The 15,703-nt window shown below is 71.5% G+C and carries 14 protein-coding genes; 7 read left to right on the top strand and 7 right to left on the bottom strand.

All coding sequences use genetic code 11. The features are described from left to right. Nucleotides 1-74: 74 nt before the first annotated feature. The 3 genes from G9Q41_RS17610 to G9Q41_RS17600 form a co-directional block, all read right to left on the bottom strand. The gene (locus tag G9Q41_RS17610) at nt 75-635 is read right to left on the bottom strand and encodes a ferritin (protein ID WP_165633012.1); all 561 of its coding nucleotides are present in this window, start codon (nt 633-635) and stop codon (nt 75-77) included. A gap of 695 nt (nt 636-1,330) precedes the next feature. Continuing rightward, nucleotides 1,331-1,783 (bottom strand): hypothetical protein, encoded by a 453-nt coding sequence (locus G9Q41_RS17605; protein WP_165633011.1) that lies wholly within the window; start codon nt 1,781-1,783, stop codon nt 1,331-1,333. Nucleotides 1,784-1,890: 107 nt separating this feature from the next. After that, nucleotides 1,891-2,352, bottom strand: coding sequence for a MerR family transcriptional regulator (locus G9Q41_RS17600; RefSeq protein ID WP_165633010.1), 462 nt, complete (start codon nt 2,350-2,352; stop codon nt 1,891-1,893). 94 nt (nt 2,353-2,446) lie between these two features. Between G9Q41_RS17600 and G9Q41_RS17595 the strand changes: the two genes are divergently transcribed. Beyond that, the gene (locus G9Q41_RS17595; RefSeq protein WP_165633122.1) at nt 2,447-3,184 is read left to right on the top strand and encodes an SDR family oxidoreductase; all 738 of its coding nucleotides are present in this window, start codon (nt 2,447-2,449) and stop codon (nt 3,182-3,184) included. A gap of 149 nt (nt 3,185-3,333) precedes the next feature. On the opposite strand, the gene G9Q41_RS17590 is transcribed toward G9Q41_RS17595, so the two are convergent. The 4 genes from G9Q41_RS17590 to G9Q41_RS17575 form a co-directional block, all read right to left on the bottom strand. After that, a complete protein-coding gene (locus G9Q41_RS17590) occupies nt 3,334-4,809 on the bottom strand; it encodes an FGGY family carbohydrate kinase (RefSeq protein ID WP_165633009.1) in 1,476 nt (491 codons plus the stop codon). After that, nucleotides 4,806-5,504, bottom strand: a complete 699-nt coding sequence (locus G9Q41_RS17585; RefSeq protein WP_165633008.1) for an HAD family hydrolase — start codon at nt 5,502-5,504, stop codon at nt 4,806-4,808. The genes G9Q41_RS17590 and G9Q41_RS17585 overlap by 4 nt, the downstream gene beginning before the upstream one ends. A gap of 133 nt (nt 5,505-5,637) precedes the next feature. Next, nucleotides 5,638-6,396: an SDR family oxidoreductase gene (locus G9Q41_RS17580; RefSeq protein WP_092524950.1), complete on the bottom strand. Its 759-nt coding sequence runs from the start codon at nt 6,394-6,396 to the stop codon at nt 5,638-5,640. Between the two features lie 76 nt (nt 6,397-6,472). Continuing rightward, nucleotides 6,473-7,846, bottom strand: coding sequence for an MFS transporter (locus G9Q41_RS17575; RefSeq protein WP_165633007.1), 1,374 nt, complete (start codon nt 7,844-7,846; stop codon nt 6,473-6,475). Between the two features lie 305 nt (nt 7,847-8,151). Between G9Q41_RS17575 and G9Q41_RS17570 the strand changes: the two genes are divergently transcribed. The 6 genes from G9Q41_RS17570 (at nt 8,152) to G9Q41_RS17545 (ending at nt 15,651) form a co-directional block, all read left to right on the top strand. Then, a complete protein-coding gene (locus G9Q41_RS17570) occupies nt 8,152-8,874 on the top strand; it encodes an HAD family phosphatase (RefSeq protein ID WP_165633006.1) in 723 nt (240 codons plus the stop codon). After that, a complete protein-coding gene (locus G9Q41_RS17565) occupies nt 8,874-10,604 on the top strand; it encodes a dihydroxyacetone kinase family protein (RefSeq protein WP_165633005.1) in 1,731 nt (576 codons plus the stop codon). Before G9Q41_RS17570 ends, G9Q41_RS17565 begins: the two co-directional genes overlap by 1 nt. Nucleotides 10,605-10,674: 70 nt before the next feature. Further along, nucleotides 10,675-11,136 carry a ribose-5-phosphate isomerase gene (locus G9Q41_RS17560; RefSeq protein WP_092524941.1) on the top strand — a complete coding sequence of 154 codons (462 nt, stop codon included), beginning with the start codon at nt 10,675-10,677 and terminating at the stop codon, nt 11,134-11,136. A gap of 252 nt (nt 11,137-11,388) precedes the next feature. Then, nucleotides 11,389-12,441: a 2-hydroxyacid dehydrogenase gene (locus G9Q41_RS17555; RefSeq protein ID WP_165633004.1), complete on the top strand. Its 1,053-nt coding sequence runs from the start codon at nt 11,389-11,391 to the stop codon at nt 12,439-12,441. Continuing rightward, nucleotides 12,438-13,889 carry an FGGY-family carbohydrate kinase gene (locus tag G9Q41_RS17550; RefSeq protein ID WP_092524937.1) on the top strand — a complete coding sequence of 484 codons (1,452 nt, stop codon included), beginning with the start codon at nt 12,438-12,440 and terminating at the stop codon, nt 13,887-13,889. The genes G9Q41_RS17555 and G9Q41_RS17550 overlap by 4 nt, the downstream gene beginning before the upstream one ends. 631 nt (nt 13,890-14,520) lie before the next feature. Beyond that, on the top strand, nt 14,521-15,651 hold the full coding sequence (locus tag G9Q41_RS17545) for a SagB/ThcOx family dehydrogenase (protein ID WP_242687608.1): 1,131 nt from the start codon (nt 14,521-14,523) through the stop codon (nt 15,649-15,651). Nucleotides 15,652-15,703 lie beyond the last annotated feature (52 nt).

Genomic DNA, 15,703 nt, shown 5'->3' with positions numbered 1-15,703 from the left:
CGGCTCCGCGCCGGGGTGCCCACCGGAGTCTCGGGCGGCGTCCTGCCGATGTGGGGCGCCGCTCACGGTCTTTCTCAGAGGGCGCCGCCCGCGGCCTCGGGCGCGGAGGGGTCGGCACCCTCGTCGCCGACCTGCTCGCGGGCGAGGAAGTTCTCCACCTCGAACAGGTTGCCCTCGGCGCGGTCGATCACGTTCAGCAGCGTGGACATCTGCGCGACCTCCTCGACCTGCTCCTTGAGGAACCACTGCATGAACTGCTCGCCGATGTAGTCGTCCTCGGAGCGGGCGGTCTTGGCGAGGGTCTCGATCTCCGCGGTGACCTCGCGCTCCTGGGACAGCGCCAGGGCCACGAGCTCGCGGGCCTCGTCGAATTCGTTGCGCACCTCGTCGACGGACGGAATGCTCACGGAAATGTCGTTGTCCATCAGGAACTTGACGATCATCATTCCGTGGTTGCGCTCCTCCAGGGCCTGCTTGTAGAAGTGCGCGGCCAGCCTGGGGAGATCGTTCTTGTCGAACCACACAGCCAGCGCGATGTACTGCTGTGAGGCGTTGAACTCGCTGCGCACCTGCTGCTGCAGCAACAGGTGGAACTTGCTTTCCTGGTTTTCGCCTCGTTGCTCCGTCGTGGTCATGCCACGAATATACACATTCCGCGGAAGAGGGCTTTTATTCAGGTTCGCCTCAAGTAGTTTTGACTTTCCTAAAATAGGTGAGCCTTGTTTAACGAAGGCAAGCTTTACTTTTCCCGCGATTCGCGGGCGGGAATTGCGCGTCGTCGCCGCGATTGTGGCACGGGTAACTTCTCCGCGCCGTTCCGGGAGGGGTGGGGGTTGTTCCGCCCCGGGAGTCGCGCTCCGGGGGAGTCGCTCCGGAGCGGGGCGGGTGCTCAGCTGAGGCGGTCGGCCTCGAGCGCGGTGCTCGACGCCCGCCGCTGGTGGTGGGCGCCGCTGGTGGTGCCCGGCCGCGCGGTCCCCGTTGCGGAGTCCCCGCGTCCCGCGCGGGCGGGGGTCCGGGTCCTGCGCTTCGTCCTCCGGGGCGCCACCGGGCCCGGCCGGCCCTCCAGTTTTGCCTGCAACTGGAAACACGGCCCATCACGCCTGGTTTCGTTCCGTGAAGAAAACGCGTTCGTTGTGAGAACACTCCGCTGTGCTTGGTCAGTGCGGCGGCTCAGCTTCCGTGCTGCGCAGTATGACGCAATCCTCGACAGCACGGAAGTGGTCGTTTTCTGTGGAAAATGCTCCCGGAAAGCTCTCAGTGCGGGCCGCCCGCATCGTGCCGCGGCACGATGCGCGACGGATCAGCGGGGTGGTGCTCCGCGGGGACTCGCTCAGCCGTGCCGCCCGCGGACCAGCTGGTTCCCCGCGGCGAGCCCCACGGGGAGGTGACGGCGTAGGTGGCGGATGGCCGCGTAGCGCCCGTGCTGCTCGTGGACTCGCTCGGTCTCGGCGACGAGCTCGGGGCGCTGCGCGCGGAGCAGCTCCCGGGACTCGGAGTGGTTCGCGGGTGGGACGGTTCCGCCCGCCATGCTCCTGGCCAGGACGCGCGCCCGCGTCAGGGGGACTCCGGTGGCGCGCCGCAGGCGGGACACCGCCCGCACGTTGTTGCCGCGCCGGAGCAGCTCGGTGACGACCTCGCGGGTCTCGTGCTCCACCGGGATCAGGCGCACGGCCAGGTCGTGCTCAGCGGAACTCCGCGCCGAGCCGCGCGCGATCGCCCCCACCGCCCACAGGATCCCGCCGAGGACCAGCAGCGCGCTCCCGACGAACGACAGGGCCTCCATTTCCGCACCTCCCGCGCTCTCGGCAGTGCTCCCGGGCGTCGCTCCGTCTTCAGTGGACGCTCGTGCCGTCGCACAGCCTCCCATCTCCCGGCCGGCCCGTGGGCCGTTCAGCCGGAATCCCCGGTCCCGTCACCCGGAGGGGAGCTCTCCGCGATGGGGTCCCAGACTCCGCGGGCCGTCCCCCGGTTCACGTGCTGCTCGTAGATGTCCGTCTTCCAAGTGATCAGGTCGAGGCACTCCCGCAGCTCGGTGATCCGCGCCCGGACGTGCTCCCGGTGCTCGTGCAGCAGGGCCAGCCGTTGCTGCTCGTTGCCGGGGCCCTGGCGCACCAGCTCGGTGAACTCGCGCAGCCGTTCCAGTGACATCCCGGAACTCCGCAGCCTGGTGCAGATCCGCAGCCAGTCCACGTCCTCCTGGTGGTAGCGGCGTCGCCCGCCGGAGGTGCGGTGCACGGGTGAGAGCAGCAGACCTCGCCGCTCGTAGAAGCGCAGGGTGTACACGCTCAGCCCGGTGCGCTCCGCCACCTCGCCGATCCCCAGCGTGCTGCTTCGTGCCTTCTCGGCAGCCATGAGGAACAGATTAATCGTTGATCTGGAGCGCGCTCCAGGTCTTAGCGTCACTTCCGAAATCAGCGACGTGCGAACAATGGGAGCGAAAGCGACGATGGCCAGGTTCACGGGAAAGAGAGTGCTGATCACCGGCGGAACCAGCGGGATCGGGTGGGCCGGAGCGCGGCGGATCGCCGCGGAGGAGGGGAGACTGATACTGACCGGCGCCACTCCGCACCGGGTTGCGACGGTCGGGGAGGAGTTGCCGGGAGCCCGAGTGCTGACCAACGACGCGGCCGAGCTGGACTCGGCCGAGGCCCTGGTCTCCGAGGTGGCCGAGTGCGGCGGGCTGGACGGGCTGTGGCTCAACGCGGGCTACGCGCGGGTTTCCGGGGTCGACGAGGTCGACGCCGAGTTCTTCGACCGGATGATGGCCACCAACGTGCGCGGGCCGGTGCTGCAGCTGGCGCGGCTGGCCGAGCACCTCAACGACGGCGCTTCGGTGGTGGTCAGCTCCTCGACGGGCACCTACGAAGGGGGCGGTGTGGCCAGCGTCTACGCGGCCACGAAGGGAGCGCTCGTGGCAGCGGCGCGCGGTTGGGCCACGGCGCTGGCCGCGCGGGGAGTGCGCGTCAACGTCCTCGTCCCCGGCGCGATCGACACCGATTTTCGCGGGTTCATGGGCGAGGACTTCCGCGAGTCGTTCGAGCGGGACGTACTCGGCAGGGTTCCGCTCGGCCGCATCGGCACGGCCGAGGAGGCCGCCGCTGTCGCGCTGTTCCTGCTGTCCGACGACGCCTCCTACGTCACGGGCAGCCAGTACGTGGTCGACGGCGGGCTCACCAAGCTGTAGTCGCGGCGCGATCGTCGGGGCGTTCGGGAGCACGAGGGGCGGCATCCGCTCGTCCCTCCTGGACGCTGGGTCCGGTCCCGTCACCCGGAGCAACCCCGTGCGCGAGCCCCGCTGAGCCAGCTCGCCCGGCTCGCCCGGCTCGCCTGCGCTCACCCCTCGCGCAGCCAGCCGCGTTCGACCAGCTCGGCGCGGAAGACTCGGTAGTTCTCGGCCAGCGCGGCGACCTCCCGCTCGGCGGGCTCCACCAGCTCGCCCCGCGGGACCATCTCCTCGGCCGCGCCGGCCGGATCCGCGTGCACGGTCCCGCTCGCTGCCAGCAGCGCGGCCCCCAGCGAGGTCTCCGCGCCGCGCAGGCGCAGCACGGGCCGCCCCAGCACCGAGGCGCGCACCCGGCACCACAGCTCGCTGCGCGCCCCGCCGCCGACGGTGCGCACCGGCCCGGTCACCTCCACCCCCAGCCGGGCCAGCCTGTCCAGCGCGAGCTTCTCGCAGAAGGCCACCCCCTCCAGCCGCGCCCGGTGCAGCTCCACCTCGTCGGGATCGCCCAGCAGGAAACCGCGCGCCCCCTCGGAGCGGAACGGGAAGCGCTCGCCACCGCGCCGCAGCGGGTAGCAGACCGCGCCGGCAGGCCCCCGCGCGGAGGCCGCCCCGTCCAGCTCACCCAGCCGTGAGGGGTCCACATCGGCCAGTGCCTCGCCGCCGGTGTTGGAGGCGCCGCCGGGCAGCCAACCGCCCCCCGGGTGCCGGTGGCTGTAAACCACCCCGTCCGGGTCGTGCACCAGCTCCCGCGAGACCGCCTTGAGCACCAGGGTCGTGCCCAGCACCGTGACCACCTGACCCGCGCGCACCGCCCCGGCGGCGAGCTGGCCCGCGCACCCGTCGGTCATGCCGGAGCGCACCTCGCAGGAGGTCGGCAGCCCCGTCTCCCGCGCCGCCCGCGGGCAGACGCGCCCCAGCCCGCGCGCGGGCTCGACCACCTCGGGAAGCCGCTCCCGCGCGACCCCAAGCGCCTCCAGCGCCTCGTGCGCCCACTGGCCGCGAACCGGGTCCCAGCCGCTCTTCAGCGCGTGGCTGCTGTCGGTGGCCACCGGGCGACCGACCAGCCGCTCGCCGAGCAGCTCCGGGGTGTGCAGCAACCGCGCGCCCGAGTCGCCGAGCCGCTCGGCCAGCACCCCCAGGTGGGCCAGCCCGGAGGCGGCCGAGGGGGTGATCCCGATCTCGGCCCAGCGCGCGGCCCCGGCTTCCCGCGCCAGCTCGGCCTGGCGTGATCCGCTCCGGTCGTCGTACATCAGCGCCGGGGCCACCGGTTCGGCGTCCTCGTCGACGGCGGCCACGGTCCCGGAGGTGGCGCTGATCGCCAGCGCTCGGATCCCCGCGGCGGCGGGTCCGAGCTCGGCCGTGCACCGGGCCAGGCAGTCCCGTACCGCGGGCCACCAGCTGCGGGCGTCCTGCTCGGAGGCCCCCGTCTCGTCCCTGCGGGGCGCGGGCAGGTCCTGCGCGGCCGCGGCCCGGCGCCTGCCGCGGGCGTCCAGCACCAGCACCCGCACCTCGGCCGTGGCCACGTCCACCCCGGCCACCAGCGGCTCGGAATCCCCCGAGCCGCCGCGTGCTCCTCGCTCGCTCACGGTGCTCCTCCCCGGAGGGCGTCCAGCGCCGCGGGCAGCTCGTCCAGCGAACCGATCACCGCGTCCGGCTCGGCGAGCTGCTCGGCGGTGGGCTCGGGAGGAGCCTCGCCACGGGTGATCCACACGCTGCGAATGCCCACGGCGGCGGCGCCGCGCACGTCGGTGTCCAGCCGGTTACCGACGTGCACCGCGCGTTCGGCGGGCACCCCGGCCTCGTCCAGCGCGTGCCGGAATATCGCGGGGTCGGGTTTCTCCGCCCCCACGACCTCCGAGATCGCCCACACGTCGATGTGCTGGTCGATCCCGTCGCGGTGCAGCGCCTCGGCCACCAGCCTTCGCTGGTTGGCCACCACCGCCAGGCGGTAGCGCGCGGACAGCCGCCGCAGGACGGGCAGCACGTCGGGGTGCAGCGCCCCGGGCGGGTACTCCCAGTGGCTTTCGGCCAGATCGGACAGTTCCTTCCTGCGCTCCGCGGTGAGGAAGTGCTCGACCATCGCCGTGCGCAGCGAACCCCGCTGGCGCTGCCGCTGCGCGTCGTAGACCCGCAGGAACTCGGCTTCGTCCACTTCGCGCTCGGCGAGTTCGCGGGTGGCGCGCAGCAGCGCGTCGCGGTACACGGCGTCGTCGTAGATCGGCCCGCCCACGTCGAGCAGCACCAGCTCGACGGGGGCGGGCGCGGAGTCGGATTCGTTCATGGCTCCCGTTCGTCGTGTCGAGGGCGGGGAGGGGGCGATGGGCACCGCGTCCCGGAGGATCTCGTCCGGGGGTCAGTTCTGGGCAAAACCGGGAACACCACCCGAGCAGATCGACCCGCGCACTCTCCCGCGGTCACCACGAGGTGAACCCACCGTCTATCACCACGTTGCTGCCGGTCATGAAGCTGCTGGCGTTCGAGGCGAGGTAGACGGCCAGCGGCCCCAGCTCGGAGGGCTTGCCGACCCGCCCCATCGGGGTCTGCTCCAGCCAGGAGGAGTACCACTCCGGCTGGGTTCGCTGGACCCCCTGGAGCAGGTCGGTCCCGATGTAGCCGGGCGAGATCGCGTTGACGCGCACCCCGCGGTCGGCCCACTCGCCCGCCAGCGACTTGGTCATCGTGATCACCCCGGCCTTGGAGGTGTTGTACGAGACCTGCGCCTGCGGGTGGTTGGAGACCATGCCGGACATGGAGGCGATGTTGACGATGGAACCGCGCCCCTGGTCCAGCATGGCCTTCCCGACCTCGCGGCAGCAGTAGAACACCCCGTCGAGGTTGAGCCGCAGTACGTCCCGCCAGGACTCGTCGGTGGTGTCCTCGGCGTTCTCGTTGCGCACCATCCCGGCGTTGTGCACCGAGACGTCCAGCGAGCCGCGCTCGTCGACGACGTCCCGCACGACCTCGGCCACCCGGGAGGAGTCGGTCACGTCGAGGTGGACGAACTCGCCGCCGACCTGCTCCGCTGCGAGCTTGCCGTTCTCCTCGTCGATCTCGCCGATCACCACCTCGGCCCCGTGCTCGGCCAGGGCCCGTGCGATGTTCAGCCCGATCCCCCGGCCGCCTCCCGTGACCAGGGCGGTGTTGCCGTGCAGTGCGAAGTCCTCGTTGCTCATCGCGTTCTCCAGTCGCGCGGGTCCCTCGGTGGCTGCGTGCGGTGCGTCCCCGGCGGGATTCTCGCCGCCGGCCTGCTCAGGTCGTGGCCGTTTTCGTCGGAGCGTCGTCCGGAACCCCTCGTTCGGCCCTGGCCTCGCCCGGGTCACTGGGGTCCTTGACGTAGCTGGACAGCACGGCCACCACCACGTACATCAGCGCGAAGGTGATCGCGACACCGCCGCCGCCGAGCACCGGGTGCACGAGGTAGACCGTCACCGGGCCGAGGAAGGCGGCACCGCCCGCGCCGAAGTTCAGCACCGCCAGCGAGGAGCCCTTGTCCTTGGTGGAGACCATCGAGGGCATCAGCGCCGACAGCGGCACGAAGCCCGCCAGCAGGACGCCGTAGACCGCGCCGAGCACGGAGGCGACCGCGAAGCTCTGCGAACCGACGGCGGCGAAGTACCACAGCGGAGTGGCTATCGCGCACCCGACGCAGCCGAACCAGGTGACGGTGCGCCGCCAGCCGAAGTAGTCGCCGAGCACCCCGAAGCCCAGGTTGGCCGCGATGTTCGCGGCGTAGGTGATGCTGCTCAGCGCGGCCACCTCGGAAGTGCTGAGGAAACCGCCGCCCGGGGTCTCCGGCCCGAAGACGAAGGGGAACATCGCGAAGAAGCCGAACTCGGGCGCGGTGTTGACGATCCTGGTCAGCCCGCCCGCCAGGGTCCGCTTGTCCCGCCAGAGGATGTCGACGCCCTCCAGCAGGCGCTTGGGGCTGCGCGGGTTGGTCACGCTCTCGTCGGCGATCGGCTTGGTGCCGTGCGGTTCGTGGATGCCGAAGCAGCCGATGAGGCTGCCGAGGGCGACCAGCACCAGCGACAGCACCAGCGTGGCGTGCAGGCTCATGCCGAACGGCCCGATGGCCAGCGCGGCCACCGCCGCGCCGAGGGTGGGCAGCCCGCCGGTGAACACGAACCAGAACCAGCCTGCGACCGAGCCGCGCATGTGCACGGGGCTGGCGACCTGGGCCCAGACGAGGAAGGCGTAGGAGAACAGCGGGTAGGCGAACCCGCGTATGCCGTAGATCGTCACGATCAGGGCGTAGCTGTGGGTGGGCACCGCGACGAACAGGAAGAGGATCTCGAAGACGATCCACCAGGCCGCGCCGAGCCACATCACGTAGCGCGGGCCCCAGATGGACGACAGCGTTCCGGAGAACCACGAGGCGATCATCACGGCGAGCCCGTAAACGGTCACCGTCGCGAACGTCGCCTGGGAGCCCTCCAGCCCGCCGCCCTCGGGGCGCTGCAGGTAGTCGGTCAGGTAGGTGATCTCCACACCGTCGCCGATCATGAAGATCAGCACGCCGACGAATCCCCAGAACAGCGGCTTGGGGATGCCTATTCTCTCCAACCAGGGCCGGTTGTCCGGCGCGGCTTCCGCGCTCGCCGCGCCTGGTGGCTGCTGTGCCAATGTTCCCGCCTCCGAAGCGACTGATGATGCCGGGTTCACCACGCGGGTGGCCCGTGTACGCGGCGGATGGGCCATCGGGAGTTGTGATGCGCGTCATCGCCGGTGTTAAGCGAGCATCATGCATCTAGTTACTTTCACGCGCAAGGTGTTAATCCGAAGTTTTCGCATGTTGAACCCGTATATCCTGGTGAAGGCCTTCTGGATCTTCGGGGTGGCGCTGCGCTGCTCGGGTGAGGTTAACGCGGGCTCTGGACATATAAAGTGTGTGTCGTTAATTTAACCTCAAGCTTGTGAAAGGACGGCGCATGACGGTCAGCCAGGTAACCGAGCCGCGGTCGACGGACCGGCTGCGAGCGGTCGTGTTCGACATGGACGGCGTGCTGGTGGAGAGCGAACACCTCTGGGAACGGATGTGGAGCCGCTACTCCGCCCGCCACGGACACGAGTGGAGCTCGGCCGACACCGCGACGGTGCAGGGCATGAGCTCGCCGGAGTGGTCGGCCTACCTCGCTCGGGTGTGCGGGGAGCCGGAACCCGCCTCGGAGGTCGAACGGGCCGTCGTCGACGACATGATCGCCGCGCTGGACGCCGGCGAGATCCAACTGCTCGACGGGGCGCGCGAGATGGTCACCCAGGTCAGCGCGGTGGCCCCGATCGCGCTGGCCTCCTCGGCGGCGCGGCGGCTCATAGACGCCGTGCTCGACCGCAACGGGCTCGCGGACCACTTCGCGGCCACCGTGTCCAGCGCCGAGGTCCCCAGGGGCAAACCCAGCCCCGACGTGTACGCCGAAGCAGCCGCACGACTCGGACGCACCGGAGCCGAGTGCGCGGCCGTGGAGGACTCCAGCAACGGCATCCGGGCTGCTCACGCGGCCGGGATGAGCGTGGTGGCCATCCCCAACCCCGAGTACCCGCCCAAGCCGGACGCCGTCGAGTCGGCCACCGTCGTGGCCGATTCGCTGTCCCACGTCCGGCGCACCCTGCTGTCCATGCTGTCCGCACCGGTGATCGAAAGCGAAGGTGCCTGATGACCGGACTGATCGACGGTGACTCCTTCAAGGAGTCCTGGCTGGAAGGGTTCGTCACCGCCTACGGAAGATCCGTGGCCCGTGTGCCCGGAGCGTACGGAGTGGTGGGGCGGCACGCGCCCCGCGAGGGCAAGGTCTCGGTGATCATCGGCGGCGGCTGCGGGCACTACCCGGCCTTCGCCGGGCTGGTCGGCCCCGGGCTGGCCGACGCGGCGGTGATCGGGGACGTGTTCACCAGCCCCAGTGCGGAACAGGTCTACCGCACGGCGCGCGCGGCCGACGGCGGCGCCGGGGTGCTGTTCGGCTACGGCAACTACGCCGGCGACGTGATGCACTTCGGGCTGGCCGCGCGCAGGCTGGCGGCCGAGGGGATCGACAGCAGGACCGTGCTGGTCACCGACGACATCGCCAGCGGCAGCGCCGAGGACGCGGCCGAGCGGCGCGGCGTGGCCGGTGACTTCTTCGTGTTCAAGACGGCCGGTGCCGCCGCCGAGCGCGGCGACGACCTGGACGCGGTCGCGGCCGTGGCGCGCAGGACCAACGAGCGCACCCGCACCTACGGGGCCGCCTTCGGCGGGTGCACCCTGCCCGGCAAGTCCGAGCCGCTGTTCACCGTCGACCCGGGGCGGGTGGAGCTGGGCCTGGGCATCCACGGCGAGCCCGGCGCGCGGGGAGCCGACGCCATGGGGGCCGAGGCGCTGGCCGCCGAGCTGGTGGACAAGCTGGTCGCCGAGCTGCCCGCCGGAACCGAACGGGTGGCCGTGCTGCTCAACGGCCTTGGCCGCACCAAGTACGAGGAGATGTTCGCCTGCTACCCGGCGATCGAGCGGCGCCTGCGCGCCGCCGGGCTGCGCCCGCACCGGCCCGAGGTGGGCGAGTTCGTGACCTCGCTGGACATGGCCGGGCTCTCGCTGTCGCTGCTGGCGCTGGACGACGAGCTCGCCGAGCTCTACGACGCCGACTGCGACACCCCCGGGTTCCGCCCGCTCAACCCGCTCGCCCCCGGAGCGGAGCTCGGCGGGGCGGACGAGGCGGGGACGCCGGAGACCGAGCAGCGGCACGAGAGCCGCGGGGGCGTGGTGCACGCCCTGCTGAACGCGGCGCTGGAACGCGTCTCGGCCGCCGAGGAGGAGCTCGGGCGGCTGGACGCGGTCGCCGGGGACGGGGACCACGGGCAGGGCATCGTGCGCGGGCTGCGCGCGGCCGTGCGCGCGGCCGACTCCGCGGGCAGCCGCCCGGACGACGCGGGCTCGATCGGTGACGCGCTGCTGGCGGCGGGGACGGCGCTGGCCGACGCGGCGGGCGGGGCCTCGGGAGCGCTCTACGGTGCGCTGCTGAGCCAGACCGGGGCCGGGCTGCGCGCCCACGAGGGGCGGGTGGACACCGCGGCGCTGGCCGAGGCGGTGAGCGGGGCCTGCTCCGCCGTCGCCGAGCTCGGCGGGGCGAGCCGCGGGGACAAGACGCTGCTCGACGCGCTGGAGCCCTTCCGCGACGCGCTGGTGGAGCAGGCCGAGTCCGGAACGGCCCCGGCCGAGGCGCTGACCTCCTCGGCGCGGGTGGCGAGCAAGGCCGCCGAGGGGACCGCCGAGCTCGCCTCCGCGCGCGGACGCGCCTCCCGGCTCGGTGCCAGGGACCGGGGAACGCCCGATCCGGGGGCCACCTCGCTGGCCCTGCTTCTGGAAGCGGCCGCCGCGGAGCTGGCCGACGGGGCCTGCGCGCGGGCCGCCTGACCGGGGTGGTCCCACGGAACCGCCCGAGCGAACCGAGCCGCGCACTCTCCCGACGAGAGGGGAATCGAAAATGACAGTCACCGTTGCGCTCGCCGCGGACGACGCGGGCTTCGAGCTCAAGCAGCTGATCGCCGAACAGCTGAGGGCCGACGAGCGGGTCGGCGAGGTGCTGGACTACGGCGTGCACGACGCCTCCGACGACCGCGCCTACCCCCGCCTCGGGCTGACCGCCGCCGAGGCGGTGGCGGCCGGTGATGCCGAGCGGGGCGTGCTGATCTGCGGCACGGGGATCGGCATGTGCATCTCGGCCAACAAGGTGGGGGGAGTGCGCGCCACCGTCGCGCACGACTCCTACTCGGTGGAGCGTTCGATCAAGTCGAACGATTGCCAGGTGCTGACCATGGGGTCCAGGGTTGTGGGACCCGAGCTGGCCAAACGCCTGGTCGACGAGTGGTTGGGCTACTCCTTCGATCCGGCCTCAGCCAGCGCCGAGAAGGTCGCGCACATAACTCACTACGAACACCAGCACTGAACAGAGGGTCGGTGGCTCGGTCTGCGTGGCGGTGCGGGTGGCGGAACCTCTCGCGGGCTCTCGCTCCGGTAGGCCCGACATCGGGTAGCCACCTACACAACGTCGGGCCTTCCTCGCGAGAGCACCACGAGAGAACCCGCGGCGGCGCCGATTGCGTAGGTGGCGTTTCGGCGCAGGCGCCGAGGAAATGCCCGGCTCGGACAACCGAACGAACACACCTGACGAAGCATCATCAGAGACGGGGAATCGATCGTGCGCGTTTTGGCTGCGGGGGACCACTTCGTCGGTCCCGACCTGCTCGAGTCGGCACTGCGGTCCGAACTGGAGGGGTCCGGGAAGCAGGACCCGGAGGTCGCCAAGCTCAAGCTGCCCTGGCCGGTGGAGCCCTTCGGCCCGATCGGCGGGGTCGAGGAGGCCAGCGGAAGCGAGGAGCAGGTCATCGAGGCCGTCGAGGGCGCCACGGCCTGCGTCACGCAGATGGGGCCGTTCACCGAGCGGGTGTTCGCGGCGGCCCCCCGACTCGAACTGGTGTCCGTGTGCCGGGGAGGTCCGATCAACGTCGACCTGGCAGCGGCCACCGAGGCCGGGGTCGCGGTCACCTACGCCCCGGGGCGCAACGCCGCCGCTGCCGCCGAGTACGCGGTCGGCATGATCCTCGCCGCGCTGCGCCGCATCCCCGACTCGGACTCCGAGCTCAAGAAGGGGAACTGGCGCGGTGACTTCTACGCCTACCCCGAGGCCGGGGTCGAGCTGGAGGGCGGCACGGTCGGTCTCGTCGGCTACGGGGCCATCGGCAGCAGGGTGGCTCGGGTGCTGCGCGCCTTCGGGGCCGAGGTGCTGGTCGCCGATCCCTACACCGACCCGGACCGGCTCCGCGCCGACGGTGTCGAACCGGTGGACCTGGACAGCATGCTGCCGCGCTGCTCGGTGGTGAGCCTGCACGCCAGGCTCACCCCGGAGACCAGGAACCTGCTGGACGCGGACAAGCTCGACCTGCTTCCCGAGGGGGCCGTGCTGGTCAACACCGCCCGCGGCGGGCTGCTCGACTACACCCCGCTGCCGGGGCTGCTGCGCTCCGGCAAGCTCGGCGCGCTGGCGCTGGACGTCTACGACGTGGAACCGCCGCCAGCCGACTGGCCGCTGCACAACGCCCCCAACGTCATCACCACTCCGCACCTGGCCGGGGCCACGCGGCAGACCGCGCACCGCGCGGCCGGGATCGTCGCGGCCGAGGTCGGCCGCTTCGCGCGGGGTGAGCCGCAGGCGCATCTCGCCAACCCCGAGGTTCGAGGGAACCGGACATGATCACCGCTGTCGACATCGGAACTTCGCTGACCAAGGCCGCCGCCTTCGACGACGGAGGCCGGGTGCTGGCCGAGGCCAGCAGGCATTCCCACCTGGAGTACTACGCCGACGGGCGGGTCGAGCAGGACCTCGACGACGTCGTGTCCACGGTCGCGGCCGTGGTCCGCGAGGTGGTCGAGCGGACCGGCACGCGCCCGCGCGCCGTCGCCCTCACCGGGCAGGGGGACGGGCTGTGGCTGCGCGACGCGGGCGGCAGGCCGGTGCGCAGCCCGATCTCGTGGATGGACGGCCGCGCGGCGCCGATCGTGCGGCGGTGGCAGCGCGACGGGGTCAGCAGGAGGGTCTACGAGCGCACCGGAAACGGGCTGTTCCCCGGTTCGCACGGGGCGCTGCTGGCCCACCTCGCCGAGCACGAGCCGGAGTCGCTGCGCGCCGCCGACGTGGCCGGGTACTGCGTCGACTCCGTGCTGCACGTGCTGACCGGCGAGATCAGCGTGGACGCCTCGGACGCCTCGGTCCCGTTCCTGGACGCGGACACGCGCTGCTACGACGACGCCGCGCTGGAGGCCTGCGGGGTGGCCGAGCACAAGCACCTGCTGCCGAAGCCGGCCAAGCCGCGGGAGGTCTTCGAGCTCGACTCCAACGGGGCCGAGCTGCTCGGGCTGCCCGCGGGCACACCGGTCACGGCCGGACCCTTCGACCTGCCTGCCTGCGCGGTCGGGGGTGGGTTGAACGAGTTCGGCGACGGGCTGCTGACCGTGGGCACCACGCTGGCCTGCCAGGTGCTGACCGAGGTGGGCAACCGGCGTTGGCAGGACGAGCCCTCCGGGATGTGGTTGTGCACGCCGGAGGAGAACCAGCTGCTGCACGGCATGCCAGCCATGGTGGGCACGGCCAGCCTGGACTGGGTGCTGGAGCTGCTCGGGCTGGGCATCGACGACCTGGGTGCCCAGCTGGAGGCCAGCCCGCCGGGGGCCAACGACGTCTCGGCGCTGCCGTTCCTGGCGCCCGGCGGGGAGCGTTCCCCGTTCGTGGATCCGGGGGCCAGCGGTCAGCTGAGCGGGGTGCGGATCGGGACCACGCGCGCCGACGTGGTGCGCGCGGTCTGCGAGAGCGTCGCCTACGCCGCGCGGCACTGCTTCGAGGCCGCCGGCCTGGACGGCAAGCTGGTGGCCTGCGGCGGGGGAACGCGTTCGCACCCGTGGGCGCAGGTGTTCGCGGACGTGCTGGGGCAGCCGCTGCACCTGCCGGACGATCCGGGCATGGGTGCCAGGGGGGCTGCGGTCACGGCGGCGCGGGCCCTGGGCGATCCGGTGGATTCGGGGGAGTGGACGCTGCCGACGCGGGAGGTGACCCCGAACCCGCAGGTGCGGCAGTGCTACGAGGACGGTTACCGCCGCTACCGGCGGACCCTGGCGAGCATGCGCGAGCTGTGGCGCTCGGACTGAGCTGATCCCGGCTGGGCGGTTCGCGCCGCGGGACGGTTCGCGCCGCGGGGCGGTTCGGGAGCATCGCTGCACCCGCCGAGCGGCACGCCGGTGGGCGGGTGCGCGATTTTGCCTGAAATTGGGAGTTGTCCACACCCCCCGCGCTCTTGCCGATGCGTCCCGGCCGGAGCTGTGCGGGCTTTCCGGGTCCGCGTCCGGTGAGGATTCATCGGGATTTCCGGGAGATTCTTGTTTTCGCGGCTCTTCGCCTGTTGCGGGAAACGTTTCCCGGTGAGGCTTTCTTCCTCTTCCGTGTAATCTTTTCTGGGGCAAAAGCGTGCTTCTTCGTCGCCTCCCGGAGTGATTCCTGTTTTTTCCGTTGTGCTTCCGGTGTGCGCGCTGGCGTAATCGGCCACGTACCGCAGGAACTCGACGGGAAGGGAGGTGAGCACGATGCGCGTCATCACGATCCAGGCCGCTCCCGTGGTCCGGAACGACCGGAAGAACGGTCCGTTCTGGTGGGTTTGGCAACACTCCTGACCAGGGGAGAGTGCCCTGTCCAGAGATGAAAGTCGCGGGGCGGATCACTCGATCCGCCCCGTGGCGAACACCGCTGAATTCACGGTCGATTCCGGATTCTCTTGGAGCACGCATGCGTCTGCGCCGTCGTCACGGGCTGGTCTGCTACTGGTACGACGGGTCCTTCGTCGTCCACCCCCACCCGGGTGGTGATCCGCTCGCCCTTCATCCGGCCGTGGCCGAGATTCTGTCCGCCTTCTCGGAATGGACCGAGCAGGCGGAAGCGGCCGAGAACCTGAACCACCTCTCCGCGGAAACGGTCGAGCAGGCGGTGGAGGAGTTGCGCGGGAGCGGGCTGTTGCTGGCCGCCGACACTCCCGAGGCTGCGGCCGATGAGCGGTTCGAGCGGCAGTGGTCGACCTGGAGCCCGGAGGCCGCCTTCTTCCACTACGCGACCCAGGACGTCAAGTATCCCGAGAACGACCCCGCGGGGGAGTCCCCGGCGAGTCGGGATCCGCAGGTCCCCTTCGTGCTGTTCACCGGCTATCCGCGGGCCGACCGGATCTTCCTGCCCCGACCACCGTTCGCGGAGCTGCACGCCCCCTACGAGCAGGTGCTTCGCGCGCGGCGCACCTGCCGGGACTACGCGAGCGATCCGGTGCCGCTGCCCGTGCTGAGCGCGCTGCTGGCCACGACGTTCGCCCCGGTGGACTTCATCGACTGCGGGCGGGGCGCGCTGTTCCGCCGCACGAGTCCAGCGGGCGGGGCGCGGCAGGAGCTGGACGCCTACGTGGCCGTCCGGAACGTGAGCGGGGTCGAGCCGGGGGTGTACCACTACAACCTGCGGGAGCACTCCCTGGAGCTGCTCTCCGCGGGGTTCACCTCCGCGGACGCGACCCACTTCTGCGCGGACCAGGAGTGGGCGGGTGGGGCTGCCTTCCTGGTGGTGCTCGGTCTCGTGGTGGATCGGCTGCTCAGCAAGTACCCCACACCGCGCTCCTACCGCGTGAGCCTGCTCAACGCGGGGCATCTGGGGCAGACCTTCGCGTTGACCGCCACCGCGCTGGGGCTCGGGCCCGCGCAGACGGGTGCTTTCCACGACTCGCCGGTCGCCGAGCGGCTGGGGCTGGACAACATCGGCAGGACCCCGCTCTACGTCCTCGCGGCGGGATATCCGGCCGTCGATCAGCCCGCGGCACCGCCTGCCGCCGGGCTGTCGACGTTCCGGGCGACGACGTTCCAGGAGGCAACGCTGGAAGGGTGAGTGGGCTCCCAGTTTTGCCTAGAATTGGGAGTTGTCCACACCCCGCGGAACT

This window comes from Actinopolyspora sp. BKK2, from assembly GCF_011291845.1.
In the GTDB taxonomy this organism is placed as follows: Bacteria; Actinomycetota; Actinomycetes; order Mycobacteriales; family Pseudonocardiaceae; genus Actinopolyspora; species Actinopolyspora saharensis.
The sequence above is the reverse complement of the archived record's forward strand: the minus strand, read 5'-3'. Positions and strand labels throughout refer to the sequence as shown.